This window comes from Dermabacter sp. HFH0086, from assembly GCF_000413375.1.
Classification (GTDB): Bacteria; Actinomycetota; Actinomycetes; order Actinomycetales; family Dermabacteraceae; genus Dermabacter; species Dermabacter hominis.
The window spans coordinates 945,631-969,800 of record NZ_KE340308.1 but is presented as its reverse complement, the minus strand read 5'-3'; the positions used below and the strand labels follow the sequence as shown (position 1 = coordinate 969,800).

Here is a 24,170-nt window from a genome sequence, read left to right as displayed (position 1 = left end):
AAACTCGCCCCACGCCCGTTCTCAACGCGAAAGCACACCATGACCATCCACACGACTCCCGGCGGAAGCGATGTCGAAAACGGCCGCGGCTACACGACACTCACCGTGCTCGATCAGCCCTCCGTGCCGCTCGCCGCCGTCCGCGTCAACGACCTTGCGATGGACGCGCTCGGAGACTATGCGAGCGTGGTTGCTGATGCTCTGCCCGCGGCGCTCGAGCGCGAAGGCGCCGAGATCACCGGGCACCTGGTTGTCGTGTTTTACCGCGTTGGCGGCATCGACAGCGCTCACGCGCAGAGCGATGTCGCTATCGGTTTCCCGATCGAACGTCCGCTTTCGAGGGATATCGACGTGAGGTCCGACGCTTGCCCGGGCGAGACCACACTCCACGCAAGTACCGTCACCCTCCCCGAGGGGCGCATCGCAGCTCTTTCGCACAACGGCCCCTACAGCACGCGCGACGACTCGTGGAATGCCCTGCTCACAACTCTCACGGACCGCGGGCTCGAGCCCACGCCGCCGTTTTGGGAAGTGTCGATTCCCGTTGCCGAGCAGGACACGGTCGTGACAACCTCACGCACCGATCTTTTCGCACCGCTTGCCCCGCTGAACTAGGAGCGGGCCATGCTTGCCGACGGTCAAGACGACCCCCTCGATTTCAGCGCCGTTCGACTCGCGCGGGCCTACCGCGACGGAGAGCTCACGCCGAGCGTCCACGTCGAGCGCGCACTCGAGCGCGCCCATGAACGCGGCGCGAAGGTCGGGGCGTTTTCGTGTGTCACCGACGATCGTGCCCGCACGCAAGCCGAGCGCGCCGAGGAGATGCTGCTCGCAGAACGCTCTGCGGGCAAAACGCCAGCGCCTTTCCTCGCCGGCATTCCCCTACCGATCAAAGACCTCGTCGAAGTCGAAGGGCTGCCATTCGAGGCCGGCTCCCCCGCTCTCGCAGGAAGCATATCGACTCGCACCGATGGCATCGCCGAGGATCTCATCGCCGCCGGCACCCTCACGCTCGGGAAAACCACGACGAGCGAGTTCGGGATGAGCGTGTTTAGCGAATCGCCACTCGGAGCGGCCCGCACTCCGTGGGATGTGCGGCGCACCGCAGGCGGTTCGAGCGGCGGCGCCGGTGCAGCCGTCGCGTGCGGCATCGCGCCACTCGCCCACGGCAACGACGCCGGCGGAAGCGTGCGTGTGCCCGCTGCCTGCAATGGCGTCCTCGGCATGGTGACCTCGCGTGGAACGGTAAGCGCCGGACCACACGGCCTCGACGGGCCGGGACTCGCGCGCCACGGAATGCTCGCGCGCACGGTCGCGGATCTCGCCCTCGGCATCGATCTCATCGCCCACGCACGGCCAGGCGATTCATTCGCTGGCACGCGGCCCACACGGGGCGCGGGCTGCGGCGCAACCTCTTCAGTCGAGGCGTCGCTCGCTGCGCTCGATGCGCGAAAGGTTTCACCGCTCAGGATCGGTGTGCTCACCTCGCCCATGGTCGCCGAGGTAGAGCTCGCGGCCTCCTCTCTCGAAGCCGTCGAGCGTGCCCGCTCGCTGCTCGAGGCCCTCGGGCACACAACCATCGAGATCCCCGCACCGATGACACCGAAGGATTGGCAAACGTTCATGCCCGTGTGGGCTGTGGGAGCAGCGTCGATTCCGCTGCCGTACGGTCCGGCCGGGAGCGCCGAAGCCCGCGCCGGGGAGGAGGCAGCGGGCGTTGGAGCACTCACGCGCTGGCTACGCGGCATCGGCGCCGAGGTCACCGGACTTGAGTACGCCGCCGCCATCGCGCGCATCCAGGAACTTACGCGACGCATGGCCGAGGCGTGGGAGAGCTTCGACGCGATCCTCACGCCGATGCTGTCCGAGCCGCCCGTGCTCGCGGATCGCATCCCCGACGACCCGCGCGAGGACTTCGATTTTCAATCGCGCTTCACACCGTTCACGAGCGTGTGGAATATGAATGGGTTCGCCGCCATGAGCGTGCCACTGCATCGCACAGTGGTCGACGGAATCGAACTGCCCGTAGGCGTCCACCTCGGGGGAACTCGGCCGGGAGCCGAGACCACTCTTCTCAGTATCGCCGCGCAGCTCGAGGCCCTCGACCCCTGGCCCCTACTCGTCGCGCCCTGAAAAGCCCAGGCGCGGCTCGCCCCTTCCGCCGCTCTCCTCGCCCGTGCCGTCACACTTCATGAAAAACAGCCAGCACCAAGCCCTCACCGACCCCCAAGCCCACAATTTCTTCATACTCCGAGACGCGATCAGCGCCCAGAGTGAAGGGCCGACCCCAGAGCCGAGGCCAGAACAGCCCCTGCCGCCGCTCTCCTCGCCCGCACCGTCACACTTCATGAAAAAACAGCCAGCACCAAGCCCTCACCGACCCCCAAGCCCACAATTTCTTCATACTCCGAGACGCGATCAGCGCCCAGAGTGCAGCACCGAGGACGCCGGGCCGCGCCCAGAACTCAGAGCCGCGACCAGAACAGCCCCTGCCGCCGCTCTCCTCACCCGCGCACCGTCACACTTCATGAAAAAACAGCCAGCACCAAGCCCTCACCGACCCCCAAGCCCACAATTTCTTCATACTCCGAGACGCCATCGGCGCCCAGAGCGCAACGCCGAGAGCGCAGCATCGACGCCCGAACACAAATTTTCATAAGCGAGATCAGGCAAATCGAGATAGGGGCTCAGGGCTGCTCGTCGATAACCTCGAGCACCTCGCCGCCGAGGAATTCCTCAACAATGTCTCGACCGGGGCGGCGCTGCGAGCCAGTTGACGACGCGTCTTCGTCATCGAGCGAAGCCCCCTGGAAGGGATCATCGTAATTATGACCCTCGGCGCTCACGTGCGATTCTTGAGCCTTGGGCGAGTGCTGGCTGCGTCCATTGAGCCCATAGCCAGCATGTGCACCGCTGCCGTGTCGATTGGCTTGCGCTTCGTGGAGGGCCTGACGCGCAAGCGCAGCACCCGTCAGACGCGGCGCACCAGCGGGACCCAGACCCGGGCCCCGCTTGAGCTCCTGTCTTTCGGGAGCCTGATCGCGTTGCACATCTGGTTGCGTGCGTAGTCCCCAGCTGTCTTCATCTGTCGACGTAGCGGTTGCTGTCCCCGACCATGCATCGGTCTGCTCCGCATCAACCTCGGCCTGAGCCCGCCCGATTGCTGGATCCTTTTCGTGCCCCGCCGGGACGTTCGCCTCGGGTGCATCTACGAGAGTCGCCGCAGGTTCAAAACCCTGACCGAACGCGCTTGCCATCGCCTCCTTGAGAGCCTTCTGGCCGTGGGTGCGAGGCTCTCCCTCGCCTGGTTGTGCCGGGATGCGCACCGGCTCCGTGACCCCGCGCGGCATCGAAGCAGTGTCGCGCGCGGGCGTCGGTTCTTCAAACTGCGCCCGAGGTTCAGGCTCCGGCTCGGAGGTGCGCTGCGGTGTGTAGTCCTCAGACGGGGCATCCTCGTCACCGGGAGGCTCCTCGTCGAAGAACGGCGGCACGTCCGCGTCCGGCTCGCGAGGGGCGGCAACTGCCACGGGAGGCTGGCCCCCTGGAGACGCCTCCGCGTCGCGCGTTGCGCGTGCATTCGCTGCGTTCTGCCCGGGCACGCGCGGTGAAGGCGCCGGATGCTCGGCTGGAGCAACGGCATCGCCCCACCGCTCAGTGGGCGCGGCGGCCTTGGGGGGTCCACCTTCGCGTGATCGATTGCCGTTCGCGGGCGAACCATTGGAGGGAGAACCGCCGCGCCCATCTCCCGGCGGCACATCGCCAGAGGTAGCCTCGACCGTCACGTCGATGCGCATGATGCGCCGCACGGCCTCGGCCATATGCGGCGCGTGCTGGCCGCGATAGAAAGCATTGACGAGCCCTTGGCTGCGGAAACTCAACACGAGGGTCGAGCCGTCAAACGACTGAATGCCCGCATTTTGAGCGATAAGCGCCCACGATGCGCGCTTGAGCGTCTGCAGCGTATCCATAAGCGCCGACCAGTGCCCCTCAACATCGCTCGCACTCGCGCCCGAATCCGCCGGTGTGGCCTGCGGGTTCGCTCCGTCCGTCGCAGAATGGGCCGGTTGCTCAGGGGTCGGGTTCGGCTTCAGGGAGTCCGACGGTTGCTGCGACACAAGGTCGCCCCATGAATCATCGCTGTTGCTCGGCACTGGTCGCCGTGGCTGCGATTGAGGTTGCTCCGGCGTCGGCCGAGAGGACTGCGCGTTTTTCACGGGTTCCGCTTCAGGCGAGGCTGGCACGTGCTCCGGCCCTTCTTGAGCCTTGGGCTGCGTCCGAAGCTGGTCTGCCTGCACCGCTCTCTGCTCTTCTCGCGCGGGGTCTCGGTGCGCGTGCGGCGACGATTCCTCGGCCTGCGGCGCTCGCGAGACCTGACCTTTGTCGCGGCCCGCGGCCGCCGCTGCCTGTTCCCGTGCAATTTGCACGGCGCGCTGACGTGGAGACAGGGGTTGGCGGGAGGCGTCGGACTGCGCAGCCCCGCCCCCATTCGCGCCACCGAAAGAGGCGCCCGGGGCGCCGCCCACCGCGCCGGGGCGTGCCCCGATTGCGCCCTCCCCCGTACCCGTCGCCGGGCTGAGAAGGAGCCTCGCGGCGAGCAATTCGAGATGTAAGCGTGGCGAGGTCGCGCCCACCATGGAGTTGAGGGCTTCGCTCGTCACCTGCGCCAAATGCGTAAGCGTGCGAGGCTCGAAATCCTCGGCCTGGGAACTCAGGCGTTGGACCTGGTCGCTAGGAACGTCCGGAAGCAGCTCGCGTGCGCGCTCGGGCGCAGCTACGAGAACGATGAGATCACGGAAGCGCTCGAGCAGGTCCTCGACAAAGCGCCTAGGCTCGTGGCCCGAGCCGATCACCTCGTCGAGAACGCCGAACAGGGTCGCGGCGTCGTGTGCCGCGATGGCATCAACCGCGCGATTAAGCAGTTCAACGTCGGTGAAGCCGAGCAGGTTCGTCGCAACCTCAAGCTCGACACCGCGTTCGTCAGAGCCGGCGATCAGCTGGTCGAGCACGCTCAACGTGTCACGGGCCGAGCCGCCGCCCGCACGCACGGCGAGCGAGAGGACCCCGTCCTCAACAGTGACGCCCTCCTGAGCACAAATCTGCTCGAGGTAGGGAAGCAGCACCTGCGGCGGGATGAGGCGGAACGGATAGTGGTGGGTGCGCGAACGAATCGTGCCGATCACCTTGTCGGGCTCGGTCGTCGCGAACACAAACTTGACGTGCTCGGGCGGCTCCTCAACGAGCTTGAGCAGCGCGTTGAAGCCGGCCGAGGTGACCATGTGGGCCTCGTCGATGATGAAGACCTTGAAGCGGTCGCGGACCGGAGCAAAAGCTGCACGTTCACGCAGGTCACGGGCATCATCCACGCCGCCGTGGCTCGCCGCGTCGATCTCGACGACGTCGAGACTGCCCGCCCCGTCGCGTGCGAGATCACGGCATGAATCGCACGTGCCGCAGGGCGTATCCGTGGGCCCCTCGGCGCAGTTCAGGCACCGCGCGAGGATGCGTGCCGACGTGGTCTTGCCGCAGCCGCGCGGGCCCGAAAAAAGATAGGCGTGGCCGATTCGGCCCGACTTCAACGCGCGCCGGATCGGCTCGGTGACGTGGTCCTGGCCGATGACCTCGGCGAAGGACTCGGGGCGATAACGACGGTAAAGAGCTGTAGCCACGACACCAGCCTAATGGAGGGCAGCATTGTGGATGAGGTCGAGCGTCGAGTGCGAGTGCTGGCTGGGCCCGGACCTCGCGGAGATTGCGTTCCACACCATGAAGAAAACCTCAGAGCTGCTTGCCTTCGAGAGCCTGCAGCCCCGGAATTTTTATTAAAAGTGACGCGGTCCAGTTCATCGCATCCGCTTACGATGAAAACCCTGCCTGATGGCCTCCCTCACTCGAGCCTCGCACTCGTTCCAGCGGTAAAACACCTGGTCGTAGGTCAGCCTGATCACCCTGTAGCCACGGAGCTGAAGATCCGCATCGCGCTCGCGATCTCGATTGAACCCGTGCCGGCTAGCTTGATGATGCTCGAACGAATCGAGCTCAACGACGAGCGAGTCCCCGATCAGGAAGTCAACGCGCCCAATGGCATCGATGTACACCTGCTGCCGAAAACCGACACCCAGGCGTTTCATGCGAAAGGCGAACGCCGATTCCGTTCCCGACTCTGAGAAACGGCCCGGGACTCCAATCTCCTTGGCCTGGTATGCGAAGCACTTTCCCAAGATGCGCTCAACTTCAAACGGGGCTACCTTCCCAAGGCGGAGGGCAGACTCGAGCACAATAAACGCCTGTTCAGCAGTTCCGCAGTGGACAGCCTCGGTGAGCGAATCCACGATGTCGAGCACCGGTGCTTTCGACGGGTTGCGGGTCCATCGACGGTGGGACCCCACGCTCACCTTTCGGGCCTTGCCACTTGCGAGGCGATTGTAGGTCGTGCACAAATGCGGCGAGCCAAACATTCGCGGGACCCAGAGACCATGCCGTTCAAGTGCCGAGAAGCAGGTGACCCAACAACCGAGCGTGACGGCGCGTATAGCCAGGTCTTCCGACGAAACTGGGGGGAACGAATAGCTTCCATACGCGACCCGCACGAGGTTTCCCTTTGCGAGAGCGCGGTTGATGGATCGCCGGGTCCACCCCGCCTCGAAAAGTTGCGCCGCACTCACAGTCTCGTGGGGAAAGTCAATTCTCATACTCCAAGGATTGAAGTTGAGAGGTATTCAAATCACGGCGGGTATCGCAGCTGTTGACGGCCGCGATCTGTGAAGCGACAGCCGCGGCAAGAGGCAAGGGTTTGCCACAGCCCCTCGCCTGCAGTCCCTCACCGCGCCGCTTCCGCCCCCACTTCTGCCCCTCACTGCCTTCCGCCCCTCACTGCCTTCTTCCCCCGCCTCGCCCCCTCTTCTCCCGTTTCACTTCATGAAGAAACAGGGGCATGGCAAGGGCGGCAGCCCCGCATGACTCGAGACTTTTCATAAAGTGCGACGGCGAGGGAGGGAGGAAGCAGTGTTGGGAGGAGACAGCGAGAGTAGGAGAAAGGGGACGAACGGAGGGGTGTGGAAGAGACGGAGACTGGGACGGCCCCGCCCCTCAGGGGCTGGTGGCCTAGGCTTAACCCATGACATTTGCGCAGTGGACCGAAGCACTGATCGGGGCGATCGGTATCGAATGGTGGCGTATCCCCATCGTGGTCCTCTCCGCCGTCGTGATTTACCTCGTCTTCTATCTCCTCATCCACATTTTTGGGCCGCGCATCCTCACGGGGTCGACGAGCTTCGACGCTGCCGTCATCATCATGCTCGGCGCAGTCGCGGGCCGCGTCGTGATTGGACACCCACCCACCCTCGCCGCAGGCGTGATCGGGCTCGTCACCCTCGTTCTCATGGAAGTGATCTTCGGCGCGCTCAACACGGCGCTGTCACGATCGACGAAATATCCCGCGCTTGGCCTCAACAAACGGCCCGTCGTCGTCTTCGCGCACGGTAAGAAAGTCGAGCACTATGCGCGGCGGGCCCGCGTCACCGACCAGGACCTAGCATTCGCGTTCCGTCGCTCCGGCATCGCTACCCGGAGCCAGGTTCAGTGCGCGATTATGGAGCCGAACGGCTTCATAAGCGTCATCCGCGAAGGGGAAAGTATTGACCCCCTCCTCATCAAGGGAGTCGTGGGTCAGGAGTTCGTTCTTCCCGAAGACGACTCGCTCGACTAACCCCTGCTCGCTGACGGCATAAAACGACTCCCCGCGCACCTGCCAGAGCCTTCGTACCCTTGCTGCCGTCAAGCCCTGGGGGATTCCGATGGATGACACCACGCGGGGAGTCGCCCTCAACGATACAGGCTCGCAACCCATTTCGCACAGCCACCGTCGGCCACTGTGATGTAGACGAGCCCTACACTCCGACCCCGCACTCCGAGCCGACCACATCGCGAAACGCGGTGGACACGGCGCAGTCCTCATCCCCACACTGTGAAAGTTCATCTCGCCACGAGTGCGATAGTTCTGAGGAAAGACCACAATGACCGAACATTCCCACCATCTGGGCGTGGAACCGTCGGCCCCGAGCACAGACCGGCCCGCGGGTACTCAATCGACAATCCACGCCGCTCCCGAGCAACAACGCGCCAACCGCGGCGCGTTCTCCGGCCGCACAGCGTTTATTTTTGCGGCGATCGGCTCGGCGGTGGGGCTCGGCAACATTTGGCGCTTCCCGTACACGGCGTACGAAAACGGTGGCGGCGCGTTTATGATTCCGTACCTGATCGCGCTCCTCACCGCGGGTGTTCCGCTCCTCTTCATGGATTACGCGATTGGGCACCGGTGGCGTAGTTCCGCACCTCTTGCCTGGCGGCGCATGAACCGCAAGGCCGAGGCTATCGGCTGGTGGCAGGTCATGATCTGCGTAGTGATCGCGGCGTATTACGCGGCAATTCTCGCGTGGTCCGCGTGGTACTTCATCTTCAGCTTTAACAAGGCGTGGGGCGAGGATCCGGCGGCATTTTTCGGGACGTTCACGGCGTCGGTCCCCGCTGAGACAACGGGGATTGGCTTTGATTTCGTGCCGAAGATCCTCATCGCGATGATCGTCGTGTGGGTTTTGAGCGTCGGTGTTCTTGCGCTCGGCGTACAAGGGGGCATCGCCCGCTCGAGCACAATCTTCATCCCGCTTCTTATCGTGATGTTCCTCGTGCTCGTCATTCGTGCGGTGACTCTACCGAACGCAAGCTTCGGCCTTGATGCGCTCTTCACGCCCGACTGGGGTGCTCTTACAGACGGCTCGGTGTGGATCGCGGCCTATGGGCAGATTTTCTATTCGCTCTCGATTGCGTTCGGCATCATGCTCACCTACGCCTCGTACCTCAAGAAGAAAACAGACCTGACCGGCTCGGGCCTCGTTGTCGCCTTCTCGAACTCGGGCTTCGAGCTGCTCGCTGGCATCGGTGTCTTCGCAGCACTCGGCTTCATGGCGGCCTCGACCGGGCAGCAAGTGACCGACGTTGCCGCGGACGGCATCGGTCTCGCCTTCATTGCCTTCCCGGCAATCATCAATCAGGCCCCGCTCGGTGCTCTCATTGGTGTGCTGTTCTTCGGTTCTCTGCTCGTGGCCGGCTTCACCTCGCTCATTTCGATTCTCGAAGTCATCATCGCCGCGGTCCAGGACAAGCTCGGGCTCGGCCGGGTCGCAGGCACTCTTGCTGTAGGCATCCCGATGGCAATTCTTTCCACGCTCGGATTCTCCACCACAACGGGCCTCAACTTGCTCGATGTGTCCGATAAGTTCGTGAATTCGTTTGGCATCGTGGTCGCTGCCCTAGTGGGAACGCTCGTCCTCTCCTACGTGATTCGCGGCATCCCCGCCCTGCGCGACCACTTGAATATGTACGGCTCCTTCCGAGTGGGCGATTTTTGGTACGTCATGATCTCGGTCATCGCCCCGGCGATCCTCGCCGTCACCCTCGTGCTCGATGCGCGCGAAATCCTCGCGAACGGCTACGGCGGCATGCCCTCGTGGTTCGTCAATACGTTTGGGTGGGGCATGGCGGCGACACTCGTCGCTTTAGCCATCATCATGAGCGCAATCCCGTGGCCGAAAGCCTCCAATGCTGGCAAGCTCGACTCCGACGGCGACCCGATCGCTCAAAGCATCGTGCGCGGCAAGCCGCTTGAGGCCCCCACGTCCACGACGCAGTTCCCGCAAGAGCTTCGCGCCGACGATGACCCCGCGCGCGCCGGACTCTTCGCGCGCCTCTTGACGAAGGGAGGGAAGCGATGAATGCGTCAGCCGTTGTTTTGCTGATCGTCTCGATGCTTATGCTCTGGGGCGGGCTCGGTGCAGCGATCGTGAATCTACTGCGCCATCCCGATCTTTCTGCCGAAGACGACTAGCTCGTGTGACCTTCGACCCGTCTGTACCGAGCGATTCCGGCCCGCACATGCGCCGCGCATGTCTTTTTGGGTACACTGGAGCGCGTTGCCTTTTGTGGCGGGTATGTCCCGCCCACGGCAGCGAACTGGAGGATTCGCCTAGCGGCCTATGGCGCACGCCTGGAACGCGTGTTGGGTTCACGCCCTCAGGGGTTCAAATCCCCTATCCTCCGCTGATTGAACGGGCACCGCCTCAGCCTTCATGGTTGGGCCGGTGCCCGTTTTTCGCGCTGGGGCTCTCGCAGTTCCACCAGAACCGGTACGTAAACTCGGTGCGCGCCCCTTTCAATCACGACGAAGCGACGACCGGCGCCTGGAGTCCCGCATGTGGCACATTACCCCGCTCGACAAGATTCAACAGTGCACCGCACAGAGCGCAGAGGCGTGCTCGCAGGAGCCGCCCGAGCACCACTTCCCCACGAAGATTGCCGCGAGCCTCTTTCTCGATGAGTTGCACGCCGAGAGTGTCATCGACCCCATTTCGGGTTTCCACATTCGTGAGCTAAGGCGTGTGCGGCCGAGGAGCGGGGCCCCCGATCGCTTCCTTCGATCCCTCAAAGATGACCTCGACGAGAAATTTGAGGGGAGCGAGCCGGGCGAAATTAAGGGTGTAAACATGGTGACCACGGCGACGAGCCGGGTCTTACCGGTTTCGTATGGGATCTTTCGTAACGTAAGGAGCGACGGAGGCGGTACGTGGAAGCTCGTGTTCGCCGATCGTGCGGATAAGCACGTTAGGCATCGGTTTTCGACGAAAGATTCCGGTGAAGGGGATCCACGCGTGACGGGCGAAATCGACAAAGCCGTTGATGCTTTCCGCGACCTGATTTACAAGGAATACGGAAGTGCAACATGGGAGTTCCGCCCCGAAAGTACGGAAGAGTTCGATCGGGCCATTGCCGCCGACATGGCCGCCATCCTTTCGTGCGTGTACTACGTCGAGGAGTACCTCTCTCCGTTAACCTCCGGCAGTGACCGCCTGTGCAGCGGTAGCGCGAGTTACCTCTTCAATCACCTGATTCAGTCCGACGGTTCCCTTGCAGGGCAGGTTCCCTACTTTTCCGGGTTCGACGCGCGGGACATTCGCCGTCTCTTCCGCTGCTCGCCCGCCGTGCGCGATCGGTATGCGCGTATCGACATCACCGTGGCCGAGGAACCCGATGCGTACCTGCGCAGGGAGATTGGCGACCGGGCCCCCGCGTGGGCCCTGCGGAACGCTCAGGGGCGCTGGCAGTACAACGAAATCGAGAACGGCGAGAGCGTCACGAACGCTCTCGCCTCCCCCGACGATGCCTTCGCGAAGGTCATGGAACACTTTGAGAGGCTCGAGAACGTGCAGGGGTTTGCTACTTCCGGGGACAAGGTTCAGCGCAGTCAGTACCGACGTGCGGCCACGAGACGAGCGGAGTGGGCACGAGATTTCATGCGCAGCACCGATGCCTTTGCCCTCGCACATGATGCGGCACGTGCACAGGCCGCGAAGAACGCGCAAGGCTAAATGTTGGACTGGCGTAGCCGGGAAGCTGGGCCTGGCGGCATCAGCTCTTGAGGTGGAGTCCGACGGTGGCCAGGCGACCGTCGGAATCGCAAACCTCGAGGTGCTTCGCTCCCCCGCCGGGGATTTCACCCCGTTTGCCCGGATCGCGAGGAAACTCTCTGGCGCCTAGGCCGCAAGCTCCGCCTCCTGTAAACGGATGATCCCACGAAGCTCCCCTCGGGAACTATGTCAACGTCGAACACGAAGCGGCCCCCTTCGATGCTCCATACGTAGCACTCCAGGACACCCGGCTAATCGAGAGAAATCGACCCACGGTTAAATCGAGGCGCGAGGGAGCATAACGATGCATCTTCCTTGCTCGACCGCGCTCTCGTGACACACAACACCCACAGGTTTAGGTTGCCCTAACTTCTTTGTTAGTGCATCCTGGATTTCTCGCGTCATAGGGCGCGAGAGACGGGTCGACATCCGACGTGCACGGATGCACGCCTGCTCGGCACGTCTTCACTCCAGCATCAAAGGGATAACGTGAACCTTCGAAAGTCAGCACGCGCTGCCGTCGTTGCCTTCGCTGCCATGGCGCTCGCACTCACTGGCTGCTCAGGCCAAACCACACGCCAAGACGACGGCAAGAAACTCTCCGTGTACGCGACGACGGGCTACCTCGCCGATGCCGTCGCGAACATCGCCCCAGACGCCGAGATCACGACGATGGTGGGCCCCGGAGGGGATCCCCACACCTACCAGCCCTCCACCCAAGACATCGAAAAAATGCGAAGCGCCGACCTCGTTTTCTGGAACGGCTTGAACCTCGAGGCCCACATGACCTCTCAGCTCGAAAGCTTCGGCGATCGTCAACTCGCTGTCGGCTCGAAGGTCCCTGAGAAGCTTCTCCTGCCGTGGCCAGAAAAGGACGACAAAGGGCGCCCGCTCCATGACCCTCACATCTGGAACAGCCCTGAAGCATGGCTCATCGCCGTTGACTCGGTTGCCGACAAGATCGCCGAGGCCGACCCCAAAAACGAAAAAACCTATCGCGCGAACGCCGAGAAATACAAGGAGAAAATTCGCGCAGCAGTGAGTAAGGCCGACGCAAAACTCGCAAAGATCGATGCGCCCCGCATCCTCGTGACGGGGCACGACGCCTTCAACTATTTCGGAAAGCATTTCGATCTCGAGGTTCACGCGACCGATTTCATCTCGACGGAAGCCAAGCGGAGCGCAAAGGAAATCGACGATCTCGCAACCCTGATCGCCTCGAAGAAAATTCCCACGATCTTCCTCGACAACCAGGCCAACCCGCAGGCCATCAAGAGCCTCCAAGAAGCGGTGCACGCGAAAGGGTGGGACGTCAAGATCTCGGATGCCGAGCTCTACGCGGATTCCCTTGGAGCGGAACCCGGGGTCGACACGTACCTGGGAGCTTTCACCCACAACGTTGACGCTGTCGCGGAGGGGCTTGGGAAGTGACGGCGCAACCCCCTGCTAAGAGTGTCGCCGCGCCCGCGTGTCGCGTCACCGACATGACAGTCGCCTACCGCGAAAATATCGTCCTCAAAGGTGTCACGCTCGAAGTGGCACGCGGCGCCTGCATGGCGATCGTCGGACCCAACGGCGCGGGAAAATCCACTCTGCTCAAAGCCATGCTTGGGCTCGTTCCACCCCTCACGGGCACGGCCGAGTTTTTCGGGCAAAGCCTCCGCGTGGCGCGTTCGCGAGTGGGGTACATGCCGCAATCTCTGAGCGTCGATTGGGACTTTCCCGCGACCACGCTCACCGTTGTGACAATGGGGACCTACGGCACTCTCGGGTGGTTTCGCCGGCCGGGGCGCCGCGAGCGTGAGCGTGCGCTCGCGGCGCTTCGCCAGGTCGGCCTCGAGGATCTGAGCACACGCCACATTAATGAGCTCTCGGGTGGTCAGCGCCAACGCGTCTTTCTCGCCCGCGCCCTCGTACAAGAGCCAGACCTCCTCATCCTCGACGAAGCATTTCAAGGGGTCGATGCGCGAAGCGAGCGTGCAATCTTTGATGTTCTTGCCGACTTCCGCTCGAAAGGGCGCACCGTTGTGCTCGTTCATCACAATCTTGCGACTGTTCGGGAGTTTTGCTCTGACGTTGCGATTCTCAATACTGAACTCATCGCATCGGGCCCCGTGGAACGCACCCTCACAGACGTAGCTATTCGGCGCGCGTATGACCTCGATGGATGTCTCTCGCGCGCCCTCGTCTCTCGCGAAGAAGGCCACTCGTGAGCATCGTCGATTTTCTTTCGGTCTACACCTACCGCACTGTTCTTGTGGGGACGAGCCTCATCGGAGCCATTGCTGGGGCGCTCGGCTGCTTCGCCTATGTGCGCCACCAGTCGCTTGCGAGCGACGTCATCTCGCATTCAGCCCTCCCCGGGGTTCTCCTCGCCTTCCTTTTTTCAACGCTTGGTCCGGGCGCCTTCATACATTCGCCACTTCTTCTCGTCATAGGAGCGGCGGTCACCGGAACGGCAGCGCATCTCGTCGCGAACATCGTCGCGTCTCGCACACCGCTCACGATCGATGCCGCGATGGCCACGACGCTCTCGCTCTTTTTCGGAACCGGTATGCTGCTCCTTCAGTTCATCAGTAAAAGTTCCCTCCCCGGTAAGGGTGGGATCGGTGCGTTTCTTTTCGGTAACGCCTCAACGCTCACGAAAGCCGACATCACCTCGAGCGCGGTAGTCGGCGGGTGCGCAATCCTCGTGACGCTCGCCCTGTGGAAAGAGTTTTCGCTGCGCGCGTTCGATCCGGAGTTTTGCACGGTACTCGGACTGAACGGCAAGGCGATCGATGCGGCCATGTTCGCCATGCTCGCGATCGCCACGGTCGCGGGGGTAAAAGCCGTCGGGCTCGTGCTCATGGTGGCTTTCGTTGTGACCCCTCCGGCGGTCGCACGCCAGTGGACCCGCGAGCTTTCCTCCATGACACTTTGCTCCGCTCTCGTTGGTGCGGGCGCAAGCAGCCTCGGCGCCTATGCATCTGTCGCGCTCGGGGAACTGCCGAGCGGACCCGTGACCGTTCTCGTGCTCGTCGGGGCTCTCGTCGTGTCACTCCTGTGCGCCCCTCGACGTGGAATCCTTGCGCGCATGGTCGCGTCTTCGACAACGCGCCGCACTTTTCGATCGTCACCCGGGCAAGGGAGGAAACCGTGAACTTCATCCTTGGTACGTGTGCCCTAGCTGTCACGACGGCACTCGCTACTGCCCTTCCCGGAGTTTTCGTCGTACTTCGCAAGAGTTCGATGATGGTCGATGGTATGAGCCATGCGGTTCTTCCAGGAGTCGTGATCGGCTATGCGCTGACGCACTCTCTTACCTCTCCCCTGCTCATCGTCGGCGCCGCAGGTGCGGGGCTCCTCGTCGTGCTCGGAAGCGAAGCACTCTCACGCACGCGTTTGCTCGCGGGAGATGCGTCGCAGGGCCTTGTTTTTCCCGCTCTTTTCAGCGCCGGCGTTCTTCTCATCTCGATCGATTTCGGCAATGTCCACCTCGATGAACACGCGGTCTTGGTGGGCGATGTCAATCTCGCCGCATGGACACCTCTCACCATCGGTGGCATCGACGTTGGACCGCAATACCTCTACGTTATGCTCGCGGTTCTCGCCCTTAACATCGGCGTAATCGCCGCGTTGTTCCCACGATTGACCGTCACCACCTACGATCCAGCATTCGCCCAATCAATCGGCGTGCGCACGGGAGCCATCAACGTGGTGTTCATGTTTCTCACATCGCTCACCGTGACGGCCGCTTTTCACGCCGCAGGCGCTGTCCTGGTACTTGCCCTGGTCGTGATTCCCGCCGCGACAGCGCGGTTGTGGTCCAGAGACCTTCGAGACATGGTGATCGGAAGTGTTCTCGTCGCTACGCTCGGAACGCTCGCTGGGTTTTGGCTCGCCTACGTGCTCGGCGCGGCGACGAGCGCGGGCATGGCTGTCGTCTATGGCCTCATCTTTTTCTGCGTACTCGCCGCCCGCACGGCGCTCTCTCGGGTTCGCCCCTCTATTCGAGAACCGTGACCCACACAGCGTCAGTCGCAGTCTTGCCGAGCGCCGCTATCCCCTTCACGCCGTCGACCTCAAGGTCGAGCGTCTCGGAGAAAGGCTCCGCTTCGCGTGCACGCACAATCGCCCCAAAAGTGAGCCCTTTCCCCGCGAGGAACTGCAAAAGCGCTGGATCAGCATCCGACACTCGCTCCACCCGTGCCGACTCCCCAGCCGCAAGATCCGTGAGTTGGAACGCGGGGATCGTTTCAAGTTTTCCGTCGGGCCCTGGAATCGGGTCACCGTGCGGGTCTCGCGTGGGATGCGCCAACGCGGCGTCGATTCTCTCCACCATAAGATCGGAGACCGCATGCTCAAGCACTTCTGCTTCGGCATGCACCTCGTCCCACCCGTAGCCGAGCTTTTCGACGAGGAAGGTCTCGATGAGTCTATGTCGGCGCACCATAGCGAGGGCGAGGCAGCGTCCTTCTTCCGTGAGCGTGATTGCCCCGTAAGGCGAATGCTCCACGAGCGCCTGTTTCGCCAGTTTCTTAATGGTCTCGGATGCCGTTGCCGGCCGAACTCCCACGCGCGCGGCAATCTTCGAGGTCGTCACGGGTTCGTTCGACCATTCGCCTAGAACCCACACAGCCTTGAGGTAATCCTGCACGCTACCGGAGAGCTTCTCTACTGACACGCCACCACAGTAGCAACACAGCACTCTCATGAGCGGCTCACGGCTGAGCCGATCAAAGGCTATTCCGCCGTGCGGCACCAGTTGAGGCCGCGTGCCGTGAGGCGCGCGAGGTGGGCCTTCATCGTCTCGAGCTCACGTGCGTTGCCGGCCGAACCGGACCACACCTGCTGCGCGACCGAACAGCCGCGGGGCCACAGGAGGTACTCGGCTTTCACCCAGTCGTGGACGTATTCGGTCCACAGTTGGAATTGCGCACCGAGCAGTTCGCCTTTGCCTTCGCCGCCAACGGCGTCGAGGAGGTCGCTGAGGCCCGCGACCTTGCTGAGCGGGAGGTTGCCGCCGATCGTGAGCGGGTGGTCCTCTCCGGAGTGCTGGCGGTAGTCGAAATACGTGAACTCCGTGGGCGCGGCGATAGCGTCGAAGCCGGCGTTCATCGCCGCCTCGACCGCTTCGGATTTGCGCCACACCATGACCGTCGTCCCCTCTGGCACGGTGCCGTCGAGCACTTCGTCCCATGCGATCACGCGGCGGTTCATGCCGAGAACGTGCGTGCACACTTCGTTCTCAAACCAGGCCTGGGCCTCGGCAGGTGTCGTTGCACCGATACGTTCCATGGTTGCGCGCGACGGTCCGTGTTCGCGCCATTCCTTACCGGGGCATTCGTCGCCACCCACGTGGATGGGCGAGCCGGGAAAGAGCGAGGCGACGTCGGTAAGCACGGCGCGGCAGAATTCGACGGCTTCGTCGGTGAGGGCGAGAACGTGTTCGGAGATGCCCCAACACGTACGCGGGTGTTCGATGGGGACACAGCCGAGCTCGGGGTATGCGGCGACGACGGATTCCATGTGCCCGGGCATGTCAATTTCGGGCACGACTTGGATGCCGAGCTTTCCGGCTCGTTCGATGAGCGCGGTTATCTCGTCGCGCGTGTAGTAGCCGCCGCATTCGATTCCATCGTGTTCCGCGACATCGTCGCAGTCGTTTTCGTCGGGCGGCGGCTGATGGCCCGCGAGGGTTCCCGGGCGCCGTGATCCCTTCTCGATGAGCTTCGGGAACCCTTCGATGGGAATGCGCCAGCCCTGATCGTCGGTGAGGTGAAGGTGCAGCACGTTGAGCTTATGCATCGCCATGACCTCGAGGTGCCTGTAGAGGCCCTCAAGGGGAAGGAAGTTGCGGGCGACGTCGATGTGGGAGCCGCGCCAGTGGTAGCGCGGGGCGTCCTCGATCTCGACGCACGGCACGACGAGGGAGGAGGGCTCCATGGGGCCCGATGAGTAGATTGCGGGCGGAAGGAGCTGGAGGAGCGTCTGCACGGCCCATCCGGCACCGCGGTCGTCGGCGCTCTCAATCTGGATGCCCTCGGCGCTTACGCGCAGGCGGTAGGCCTCGTCGCCGAGGGAATCGTCGCGGGAGAACAGCACTCCGCCGGAGCCTTCGCACACGCGCACGCCGGCCGCGCGGGAAAGGCGTTCCTCGAGATAGTCGGCGGCATGCCCGCCTCCGGTCACGGGCAGGGGCGAGGGGAAGCTGAAGTGGCCGTCCAGCTCGCGCACGGTTGTTGGTTCGGGAATAAGGGTTCTCATGTCAGCTGCTCCGGTGTCCACGAGGTCACAATGTCATCGTTAAGAGTATCGACTGCCAGCGTCCCGATTCCACGCGCGTCGTCGCCGATCGTCACGACAAAGGCGCCCGAAGCGACAGCGGCGCGGGCTCCCGTGGGCGAGTCTTCGAAAATGACGCAATCGCGAGGGTCGGCTCCTAAGCGCCTGGCCGCTTCACGGTAGAGGTCGGGGGCGGGCTTGGGGTTCATGTGTGCACTGACGCCGAGGGCTGCGGTGAACCGCTCCTGCCAGCCGATCGCGCGCACGCACTGCTCGACGATGCGTTGCGGCGAGTTGGAGCCGATCGCGAGCGGCACCACTTGGGCGAGGCGAGACGTGAGGGCGTCGGCTCCAGGCATGGGCGCGAGGTCGACGTCGAGTCGCTCGCGGATCGCGTCTTCGAGTCTCGCGCATACGTCACCCATGCGCTCTTCGCGTTCGTCCCCTCCCCCGAATTCGTCAAGGAACGCGTTCGCGAGGTCTTCGACGGTGCCGCCTCGGTCTCCGTAGCCGCGAAAGACTCCCCCTGCATCACGCCACAGGGCAGCGGCTGCTTCGTGCCACGCCTTTTCCGAATCGAAAAGTGTGTCGTCCATGTCAAAGATGACGCCGGCAACCCGGCTCGGGAGTGTTTCCGCCACGGCCACCCTCACCACTCGAAAGCGAGGTTGCGCGTGGGGCCCACCTGCTCGATGTCGCGTAGCACTCCCACTCCTTCGGCGTCGTAGCTACCCTGGCGCACGCCCATGGCATCGAGGAGGTCCCACATGACCTGCTCGCTGTGGAGCACGTCGCGCGAGGTAAGAACCTCAGGCAAGGGCGCGCCGATGCGGTGGGTAATGAGGAAGCTGCGGCGCACTTCGACCTCGTCCTCGCCGTGGCCGCCTTCGGGTTTGTGGCCGTGGTCGGTCGTGACGGCCACGAGCCAGTCCTCGCCGAGCTGCTCGTGACGCTCGGCAACAGCCTTGATGAGGTGACGGGTGAGTTCATCGACGTGGCGGATCGCGTCCCGATACTGTTCCGATTCGGCGCCGTGCGCGTGGCCCGCGCCGTCGACGCCCTCGAAGTACACGACCGCCGCGTCGGGGCCCTCGTGGAGAAGCTTCCACGTCGCCCAGTGCGCAACGTCATCGTCCGCGCGATCCAATCCGTCCTTAAGGTCGGGGTGGAACGTCTGGTGCTGGCCCGTGCGCTGCTGGTCGAAGCGGTGCTGGAGCAGCGGGCCGAGCCCGTGGGGCGCACAGAACGCCTCCCACGTGGCCGCGGCGAGTGTGCGCGCGGCGGGGTTCGCGAAGTACACGCGCGAGAGGATGTCGGGGCGCCGCGCGAGATCGTGACCGACGAATTCGTTCCACCACACGTTGCATTCCTCGTGGGTGGAGCCCGTGAGGATGGAGGACCAGCCGGGCGCGGAGTCCGTGGGCGGCGTCATCCACATGGGCGTGATGTGCCCGCCCGAGTGCTCGTCGCCGCGAGCAAGCCGCGCGAGCGTGGGCGCGAGATTCTTCGGGGCCTCCTCGAGCGGGAGGGTGCGGTCGAGCGGAGGGTCGTGGGGTCCGACGGCAGGCTCACCCTTATCGTTTACTGCCCGAAAACGGGGATCAGCGCCGTGATCGGGTTTCGCGAAGTGCGGATCCGCCGCAACGAATTCGGGAAGGGCGATGTCGGCCCTCACTCCGTCGAGGCATATAAGAAGAAGTTTCATGCGCGGGCCACCCTTAGGGTCACAATCTGGAATTCGTGCATCGACACCTCGTAGAGCGAGGGGTCCTCGCTACACGCGGTAAGGCCGGGCGCGACCTCCGGCGCTTCTTTTTCGCGCAGGTTCGTCGCGCGGACTTTGCTCGGCGCGGAGGCGAAGCGGACGTGGGCGATGCCCGCACGCCCCTCGGCCTCGTGGAGACGGACGATGAGGTCGCCCGAGCCGTCGTCGGCGGGCTTCACGGCGTCGATGAGAGCGAGAGTGTCGCCCTCACGGTGTTCGATGCTCGCAACGGCCGATGTTTCGAGCGCGTGAGCGGTTTCGCGAAGCGGCTGCGTCAGGCGGAGGCCAGCGGCGTGCGCGTGCGCGAGATCCGCACCACACACGAGGCTGTAGCGAAGCGTGTGCTCACCGAGATCGACTTCCGGGTCGGGCGCCGTGGCCGAGCGCAAGAGCGTGTAGCCAAACGCGACACCACCGCGACGGTCGGCGGCAGCGGCGTCAAGCACGCGGACGTCGTGCCCGTATGTTTGCGAGTTGGCGAAGGCAACCGCGTAGCCGGGTTCTTCGAGGAGCGCCCAGCGGTGGCCGCTCACCTCAAACTGCGCTTCCTGCCACGAAGTGTTCTTCGCGATCGCACGGTCGATATGCCCGAATTGGATCTCCGAACGATCCGTGCGGGCATTGAGTGCAAGCGGGAAGCCCACGCGCAGTACGCGATGCTTCTCGCGCCAATCGACATGCACCTCGAAGTCAACGGCACGAGCGTCCGCATCGAGCGTGATGCGCTGAGTGAAGGTGGAATCTCCGTGGGTGCGGCGTACTTCGACGCACGCGCGAAGCGCCGTCTTCGTCACGACCTTCACCTCGAGCGCTTCCTCAAGCACTGTTTCGCTGCGCTTGTACTGGTGCTGAAGCTCCCACGCATCGAAGCAGCTTGGGAAATCCGGGTGGACGCTGAGGGCGTTGCCCCTCTGGCCTGCGGCGAGCAGCTCGCGGCCGCCCGCGTCGAGGTCGAGAATGGACGAGACCAGACCGTTTGCATCGATCACGACCTCCACGAGGCCGTTGGCAAGCACGATATCGCTCCCGCGCGTCTCGCACGTCACCGGATTCGTGGGCGACACCTCGAGCGCACTCAGGGGAGCACTCGAAAGAGGGGCAACCTCGATGAGTGAGCAACCGTCGGAATGCTCCCACACCTCGCGGCGGATCACGGGCGACGGGTTAACGACGGTGACCTCAGAGCCCGCGAGCGCCGCGGCCTGACCACTGTCGCCGTCGAGGGCCTCCACCGAGCCCGTGCCCCCACCCGCGCGGGAGGCGAGGAGCGAGTCGATGAGAGTTTCGATATCGGTGCGCAGCGCCTCGTACTCGGCACGCGCCTCGCGGTTGACCCAGTGGATCGACGAGCCCGGCAGGATGTCGTGGAACTGGAGGAGAAGGGCGCGCTGCCACAGCTCCTCGACCTCAGCGAGCGGGTAGTCGATTCCTCGCTCGGTGGCGAGAGCGCCGAGCCATTCGAGGACGGCGAGCTTCGCCTCGACCTCCCGGTTACCGCGCTTGAGTTCAGCGCTGCTCGTGTACACGCCGCGGTGGAACTCGAGATACATCTCGCCGCTCCACACAGGGGCGTCGGGATACTCCTCGCGCGCTTTGTCGAAGAAGCCGTCGGGGGAATCGAACTCCACGCGGGGCGCACCTTCCATGTCGGCGAATCGCCTGGCGCGCTCCACCATTTCCGCGACGGGGCCGCCGCCGCCATCGCCGTAGCCGTACGGAAGCAGCGAGCGCTTTGCTCGGCCCTTTTCTTTGAAGTTCCGCTCGGCCTTGAAGACCTCTTCGGCGCTCACGATCGAGTCGTAGCAATCCACGGGCGGGAAGTGCGTGAAGATGCGGGTGCCGTCGATCCCCTCCCACCAGAACGTGTGGTGCGGGAGCGTGTTCGTTTGGCTCCAGTTGAGCTTTTGCGTGAAGAACGTGGTCATGCCACTCAAACGTGCGATCTGCGGGAGCGCCCCCGTGTAGCCGAATGAGTCGGGAAGCCACGTGCACGTGGGGGCAACGCCAAGCTCTCGCTCCATCCAGTTGAGCCCCACGGTGAACTGACGAACGAGAGCCTCGCCACCGGGGAGGTTGGTGTCGGATTCAACCCACATGCCGCCCGCGGGGTGCCACTGACCCTTCGCAATCGATTCTTTCACGCGCGCGAAGAGCGCCGGGGCCCCGTCCTTGAGCCACGCATAATGCTGCGCAGACGTGCACGCGAACGTGAATTCGGGGTAATCCTCGGCAAGGGTAAGGACGTTCGAGAAGGTGCGCGCGACCTTGCGGCGAGTCTCACGCAGGGGCCACAGCCAAGCTGAATCAATGTGGGCGTGGCCAACGGCGCTCATGATCTGGGCGGAGTTACCGGCACTGCTTGCGATCACGGGAGCGAGGTGGGCCCGGGCGGCGTCGGCCCCCTCCTGGATGCCCTGAGCATCGACGACGTCCGCGGCTTCCTCGAGCCTGCGCAGAAGGGTCGCGCGCAGTGTCGAACCCTTGGGCTGCTCCTTGAGTACGCCCCAGAGCACCTCGACGTCGAGCCACAGATGCCACACGCTCTCGTTGCGCACCACGAGGTCGGCACCACCGAACGTCCACACGGGCGTGTCCGGGCGCGTCGAAAGGTCCCCGAGGTCGGTGGGATTGTTCATGTAGTCGCCCATATTGGGGTTTGCGCCGGCCTCGATGAGGAGTTCAACGGCACCGCTGTCGTCGAGAAGCCGCTCCCCCGCCTTCGCGATGGTCGCGGGAAGCCCCTCGCCCGTCAGCGGGATCAGGCGGTTCATGGGGTTCACGCCCTTGAGCGGCGTTCCAGCGGTCGTGTAGGCGAGGCCCTCGGACTGGTTTCCTGCCCAATCACCTTCGAAGCCAAGATCGACCCGCAGGTGCACGCGCTCGCCTCTCGCCTCTGCGGGAACGGTGCCCTTCATACGGAACCACCACGTGCTCCACGCCGGGCCCCAGCGGTCACCCGAGGAGATCGGGTCGTAGTTCGCTTCAGCGGCGGTCGCGAAGTCGACGGGCTCGCCGGGGGACTTCCACGCGGTGACGTCAACCGGGGCAAGGACGCGGAAGAGCTCTTTCCCTAGCCTCTCGTGGAGCCGTTCAATACGGTCCTCGACGAGCGTTGAATCATCAAACATCGCACCTGCCCCTACCTGGTTGTCACACGGCTCGGTTCCGGGTCGAGGAGCACCGAGCGGCCCCCTCGCCCTACGTTCGCACGCCAGTTCATTTGCGCGCCGGACCAAGCCTACATGGGGTCACCAAGGTGAAAAGTCTCGGTCTCACAAAATTTACTGGCCGTTAACATCGCGGGTTTCTACTAGTCGCGGAAAATGATCGCCACCATTCATCCCTACTTACGGAGTACGCAATGAACCTTTCACGTCGTTCGCTTCTGGGCGCTAGCACCCTCGCCCTCGGCCCCATCGCACTCGCTCTCAGTGGATGCTCGACGGGCAAGGGTGGGTCGAGCGGAGGAAATGACGACGCATTCGTGCTCTGGATGTGGCCCGAAGGTTACGGAGACAAGGTCCTCGACGCCGTCACAAAGGAGTTCCCGGACCTGAACCTCCGCCAAGACGTGATCGGTGGCGACTTCAAGCAGAAGCTCACGACCACCTTCAGCGCCGGCTCCGGCCTTCCCGACATCACCGGCGTCAAGGGCGAAGACATCGCATTTTTCTGCTCAAAAGCCGACTACTTCGAGGATCTCAACGAGCTCGGTGCGAAAGACATCAAGGGCACCTACCTCGACTGGAAGTGGGAGCAAGCGACAACCAAGGACGGCAAGCAGATTGGCATCCCCATCGATATCGGCCCCACCGCCCTCTTCTACCGCTTCGATGTGTTCGAAGAAGCGGGCCTGCCCTCCGAACCCGCCGAGCTCGAAGCCGCCATCCGCAGCTGGGAAGAGTACTTCGAGCTTGGCAAGGAGCTCATCGCCAAGAAGCCGGGCACCTACCTCATTCGCAACACCGCGAGCGTCTTCGGCACGGCTTGGCGCCAAGCCGGCCAGGGATTCGTCGATGAAAACGGCACCTTTATCGGCGACCAGGACCACATCAAGAAGGCATGGGACCTCGCGATCGCCGCGAACGACGCCGGTATCAACGGCGCACTCGCCGCTCAAACCACCGATTCGGCCGCCGCGGTCAACGCCGGGCGCCTCCCCGCGGACTTCGGCGCGTCATGGCACCTCGCCGACCTCATGTCCGACGCACCCGACACCACCGGAAAGTGGCACGTGTGCAAGCACCCCGGCGAGGCCGTCAACAAGGGCGGCTCCTTCCTCACCGTTCCGAAGGGAGAGAAAGACCCGAAGAAGTCCTTCGAGGTACTCTCCTTCATCCTGAACGCCCGCAATCAGGCCCTCGAATACACGAACAGCGGCAACTTCCCCGCTGCACCCGAGGCGCACTCGATGCCGGAGGTCGACGGCCCCGTCGAATTCCTCGGCGGCCAAAAAGCCGCGGAGGTCTTCAGCGCCGCCGCCGAAACCGTGCGCCCGCTCTATGAAGACCCGAACTCCGAAACCGTGAACGCGCCGTTCTACGCGGAGCTTGAGCAGGTCGAATCGTCGAAGAAGGACCCGGCGAAGGCCTGGAGCGATGCCGTCACGGCCGCCAAGCGCATCGCCGAACAGGCCGGCCTGACACTCGCGTGATCACAGCGGCAGCACCGGTGGTGGGGCA

The 24,170-nt window shown here is 63.8% G+C and carries 18 protein-coding genes, 1 tRNA gene and 1 other RNA gene; 12 read left to right on the top strand and 8 right to left on the bottom strand.

Annotated elements, in window-relative coordinates; translation table 11 throughout:
• Positions 1 to 39: 39 nt before the first annotated feature.
• On the top strand, positions 40 to 615 hold the full coding sequence (locus HMPREF1484_RS04175) for a hypothetical protein (protein ID WP_016663773.1): 576 nt from the start codon (positions 40 to 42) through the stop codon (positions 613 to 615).
• Positions 616 to 624: 9 nt separating this feature from the next.
• Positions 625 to 2,133 (top strand): amidase, encoded by a 1,509-nt coding sequence (locus tag HMPREF1484_RS04170; RefSeq protein WP_016663772.1) that lies wholly within the window; start codon positions 625 to 627, stop codon positions 2,131 to 2,133.
• Between the two features lie 554 nt (positions 2,134 to 2,687).
• Here HMPREF1484_RS04170 and HMPREF1484_RS04160 read toward each other — a convergent pair.
• A complete protein-coding gene (locus HMPREF1484_RS04160; RefSeq protein WP_016663771.1) occupies positions 2,688 to 5,666 on the bottom strand; it encodes a DNA polymerase III subunit gamma and tau in 2,979 nt (992 codons plus the stop codon).
• Between the two features lie 174 nt (positions 5,667 to 5,840).
• Positions 5,841 to 6,392, bottom strand: coding sequence for an endonuclease domain-containing protein (locus HMPREF1484_RS10880; RefSeq protein ID WP_172620168.1), 552 nt, complete (start codon positions 6,390 to 6,392; stop codon positions 5,841 to 5,843).
• A 722-nt stretch (positions 6,393 to 7,114) separates the two neighbouring features.
• Between HMPREF1484_RS10880 and HMPREF1484_RS04150 the strand changes: the two genes are divergently transcribed.
• Positions 7,115 to 7,705 carry a DUF421 domain-containing protein gene (locus HMPREF1484_RS04150; RefSeq protein WP_016663768.1) on the top strand — a complete coding sequence of 197 codons (591 nt, stop codon included), beginning with the start codon at positions 7,115 to 7,117 and terminating at the stop codon, positions 7,703 to 7,705.
• 19 nt (positions 7,706 to 7,724) lie between these two features.
• On the opposite strand, the gene ffs is transcribed toward HMPREF1484_RS04150, so the two are convergent.
• Positions 7,725 to 7,820: signal recognition particle sRNA small type (ffs, locus tag HMPREF1484_RS11215), an RNA gene on the bottom strand.
• A 192-nt stretch (positions 7,821 to 8,012) separates the two neighbouring features.
• On the opposite strand from ffs, the gene HMPREF1484_RS04145 reads away from it, so the two are divergent.
• The 8 genes from HMPREF1484_RS04145 (at position 8,013) to HMPREF1484_RS04115 (ending at position 15,461) form a co-directional block, all read left to right on the top strand.
• On the top strand, positions 8,013 to 9,767 hold the full coding sequence (locus tag HMPREF1484_RS04145) for a sodium-dependent transporter (RefSeq protein WP_016663767.1): 1,755 nt from the start codon (positions 8,013 to 8,015) through the stop codon (positions 9,765 to 9,767).
• The gene (locus HMPREF1484_RS11210) at positions 9,764 to 9,880 is read left to right on the top strand and encodes a methionine/alanine import family NSS transporter small subunit (RefSeq protein ID WP_016663766.1); all 117 of its coding nucleotides are present in this window, start codon (positions 9,764 to 9,766) and stop codon (positions 9,878 to 9,880) included. The genes HMPREF1484_RS04145 and HMPREF1484_RS11210 overlap by 4 nt, the downstream gene beginning before the upstream one ends.
• 127 nt (positions 9,881 to 10,007) lie before the next feature.
• A tRNA-Ser gene (locus tag HMPREF1484_RS04140) sits at positions 10,008 to 10,092 on the top strand.
• Positions 10,093 to 10,244: 152 nt separating this feature from the next.
• Positions 10,245 to 11,417 carry a hypothetical protein gene (locus HMPREF1484_RS04135; protein WP_016663765.1) on the top strand — a complete coding sequence of 391 codons (1,173 nt, stop codon included), beginning with the start codon at positions 10,245 to 10,247 and terminating at the stop codon, positions 11,415 to 11,417.
• 528 nt (positions 11,418 to 11,945) lie between these two features.
• Entirely contained in the window at positions 11,946 to 12,887 is a 942-nt protein-coding gene (locus HMPREF1484_RS04130) for a metal ABC transporter substrate-binding protein (RefSeq protein ID WP_016663764.1), read from the top strand.
• Positions 12,888 to 12,940: 53 nt separating this feature from the next.
• Complete coding sequence (locus tag HMPREF1484_RS04125) at positions 12,941 to 13,669, top strand: metal ABC transporter ATP-binding protein (protein WP_051120618.1); 729 nt, start codon at positions 12,941 to 12,943, stop codon at positions 13,667 to 13,669.
• Positions 13,666 to 14,598, top strand: a complete 933-nt coding sequence (locus HMPREF1484_RS04120; protein ID WP_016663762.1) for a metal ABC transporter permease — start codon at positions 13,666 to 13,668, stop codon at positions 14,596 to 14,598. The genes HMPREF1484_RS04125 and HMPREF1484_RS04120 overlap by 4 nt, the downstream gene beginning before the upstream one ends.
• Positions 14,595 to 15,461: a metal ABC transporter permease gene (locus tag HMPREF1484_RS04115; RefSeq protein ID WP_016663761.1), complete on the top strand. Its 867-nt coding sequence runs from the start codon at positions 14,595 to 14,597 to the stop codon at positions 15,459 to 15,461. The genes HMPREF1484_RS04120 and HMPREF1484_RS04115 overlap by 4 nt, the downstream gene beginning before the upstream one ends.
• Here HMPREF1484_RS04115 and HMPREF1484_RS04110 read toward each other — a convergent pair.
• Genes HMPREF1484_RS04110 through HMPREF1484_RS04090 form a run of 5 tightly spaced genes read right to left on the bottom strand, consistent with a single transcriptional unit; the run spans position 15,445 to position 22,616 of the window.
• Positions 15,445 to 16,122, bottom strand: a complete 678-nt coding sequence (locus HMPREF1484_RS04110; RefSeq protein WP_040386438.1) for a metal-dependent transcriptional regulator — start codon at positions 16,120 to 16,122, stop codon at positions 15,445 to 15,447. The genes HMPREF1484_RS04115 and HMPREF1484_RS04110 overlap by 17 nt on opposite strands.
• A gap of 59 nt (positions 16,123 to 16,181) precedes the next feature.
• Entirely contained in the window at positions 16,182 to 17,705 is a 1,524-nt protein-coding gene (locus tag HMPREF1484_RS04105) for a beta-N-acetylhexosaminidase (RefSeq protein WP_016663759.1), read from the bottom strand.
• The gene (locus tag HMPREF1484_RS04100) at positions 17,702 to 18,364 is read right to left on the bottom strand and encodes an HAD family phosphatase (protein WP_016663758.1); all 663 of its coding nucleotides are present in this window, start codon (positions 18,362 to 18,364) and stop codon (positions 17,702 to 17,704) included. The genes HMPREF1484_RS04105 and HMPREF1484_RS04100 overlap by 4 nt, the downstream gene beginning before the upstream one ends.
• 8 nt (positions 18,365 to 18,372) lie before the next feature.
• Positions 18,373 to 19,428: an alkaline phosphatase family protein gene (locus tag HMPREF1484_RS04095; protein WP_016663757.1), complete on the bottom strand. Its 1,056-nt coding sequence runs from the start codon at positions 19,426 to 19,428 to the stop codon at positions 18,373 to 18,375.
• Positions 19,425 to 22,616: an alpha-mannosidase gene (locus HMPREF1484_RS04090; RefSeq protein WP_016663756.1), complete on the bottom strand. Its 3,192-nt coding sequence runs from the start codon at positions 22,614 to 22,616 to the stop codon at positions 19,425 to 19,427. The genes HMPREF1484_RS04095 and HMPREF1484_RS04090 overlap by 4 nt, the downstream gene beginning before the upstream one ends.
• Positions 22,617 to 22,849: 233 nt before the next feature.
• On the opposite strand from HMPREF1484_RS04090, the gene HMPREF1484_RS04085 reads away from it, so the two are divergent.
• Positions 22,850 to 24,142: an extracellular solute-binding protein gene (locus HMPREF1484_RS04085; RefSeq protein WP_016663755.1), complete on the top strand. Its 1,293-nt coding sequence runs from the start codon at positions 22,850 to 22,852 to the stop codon at positions 24,140 to 24,142.
• Positions 24,143 to 24,170 lie beyond the last annotated feature (28 nt).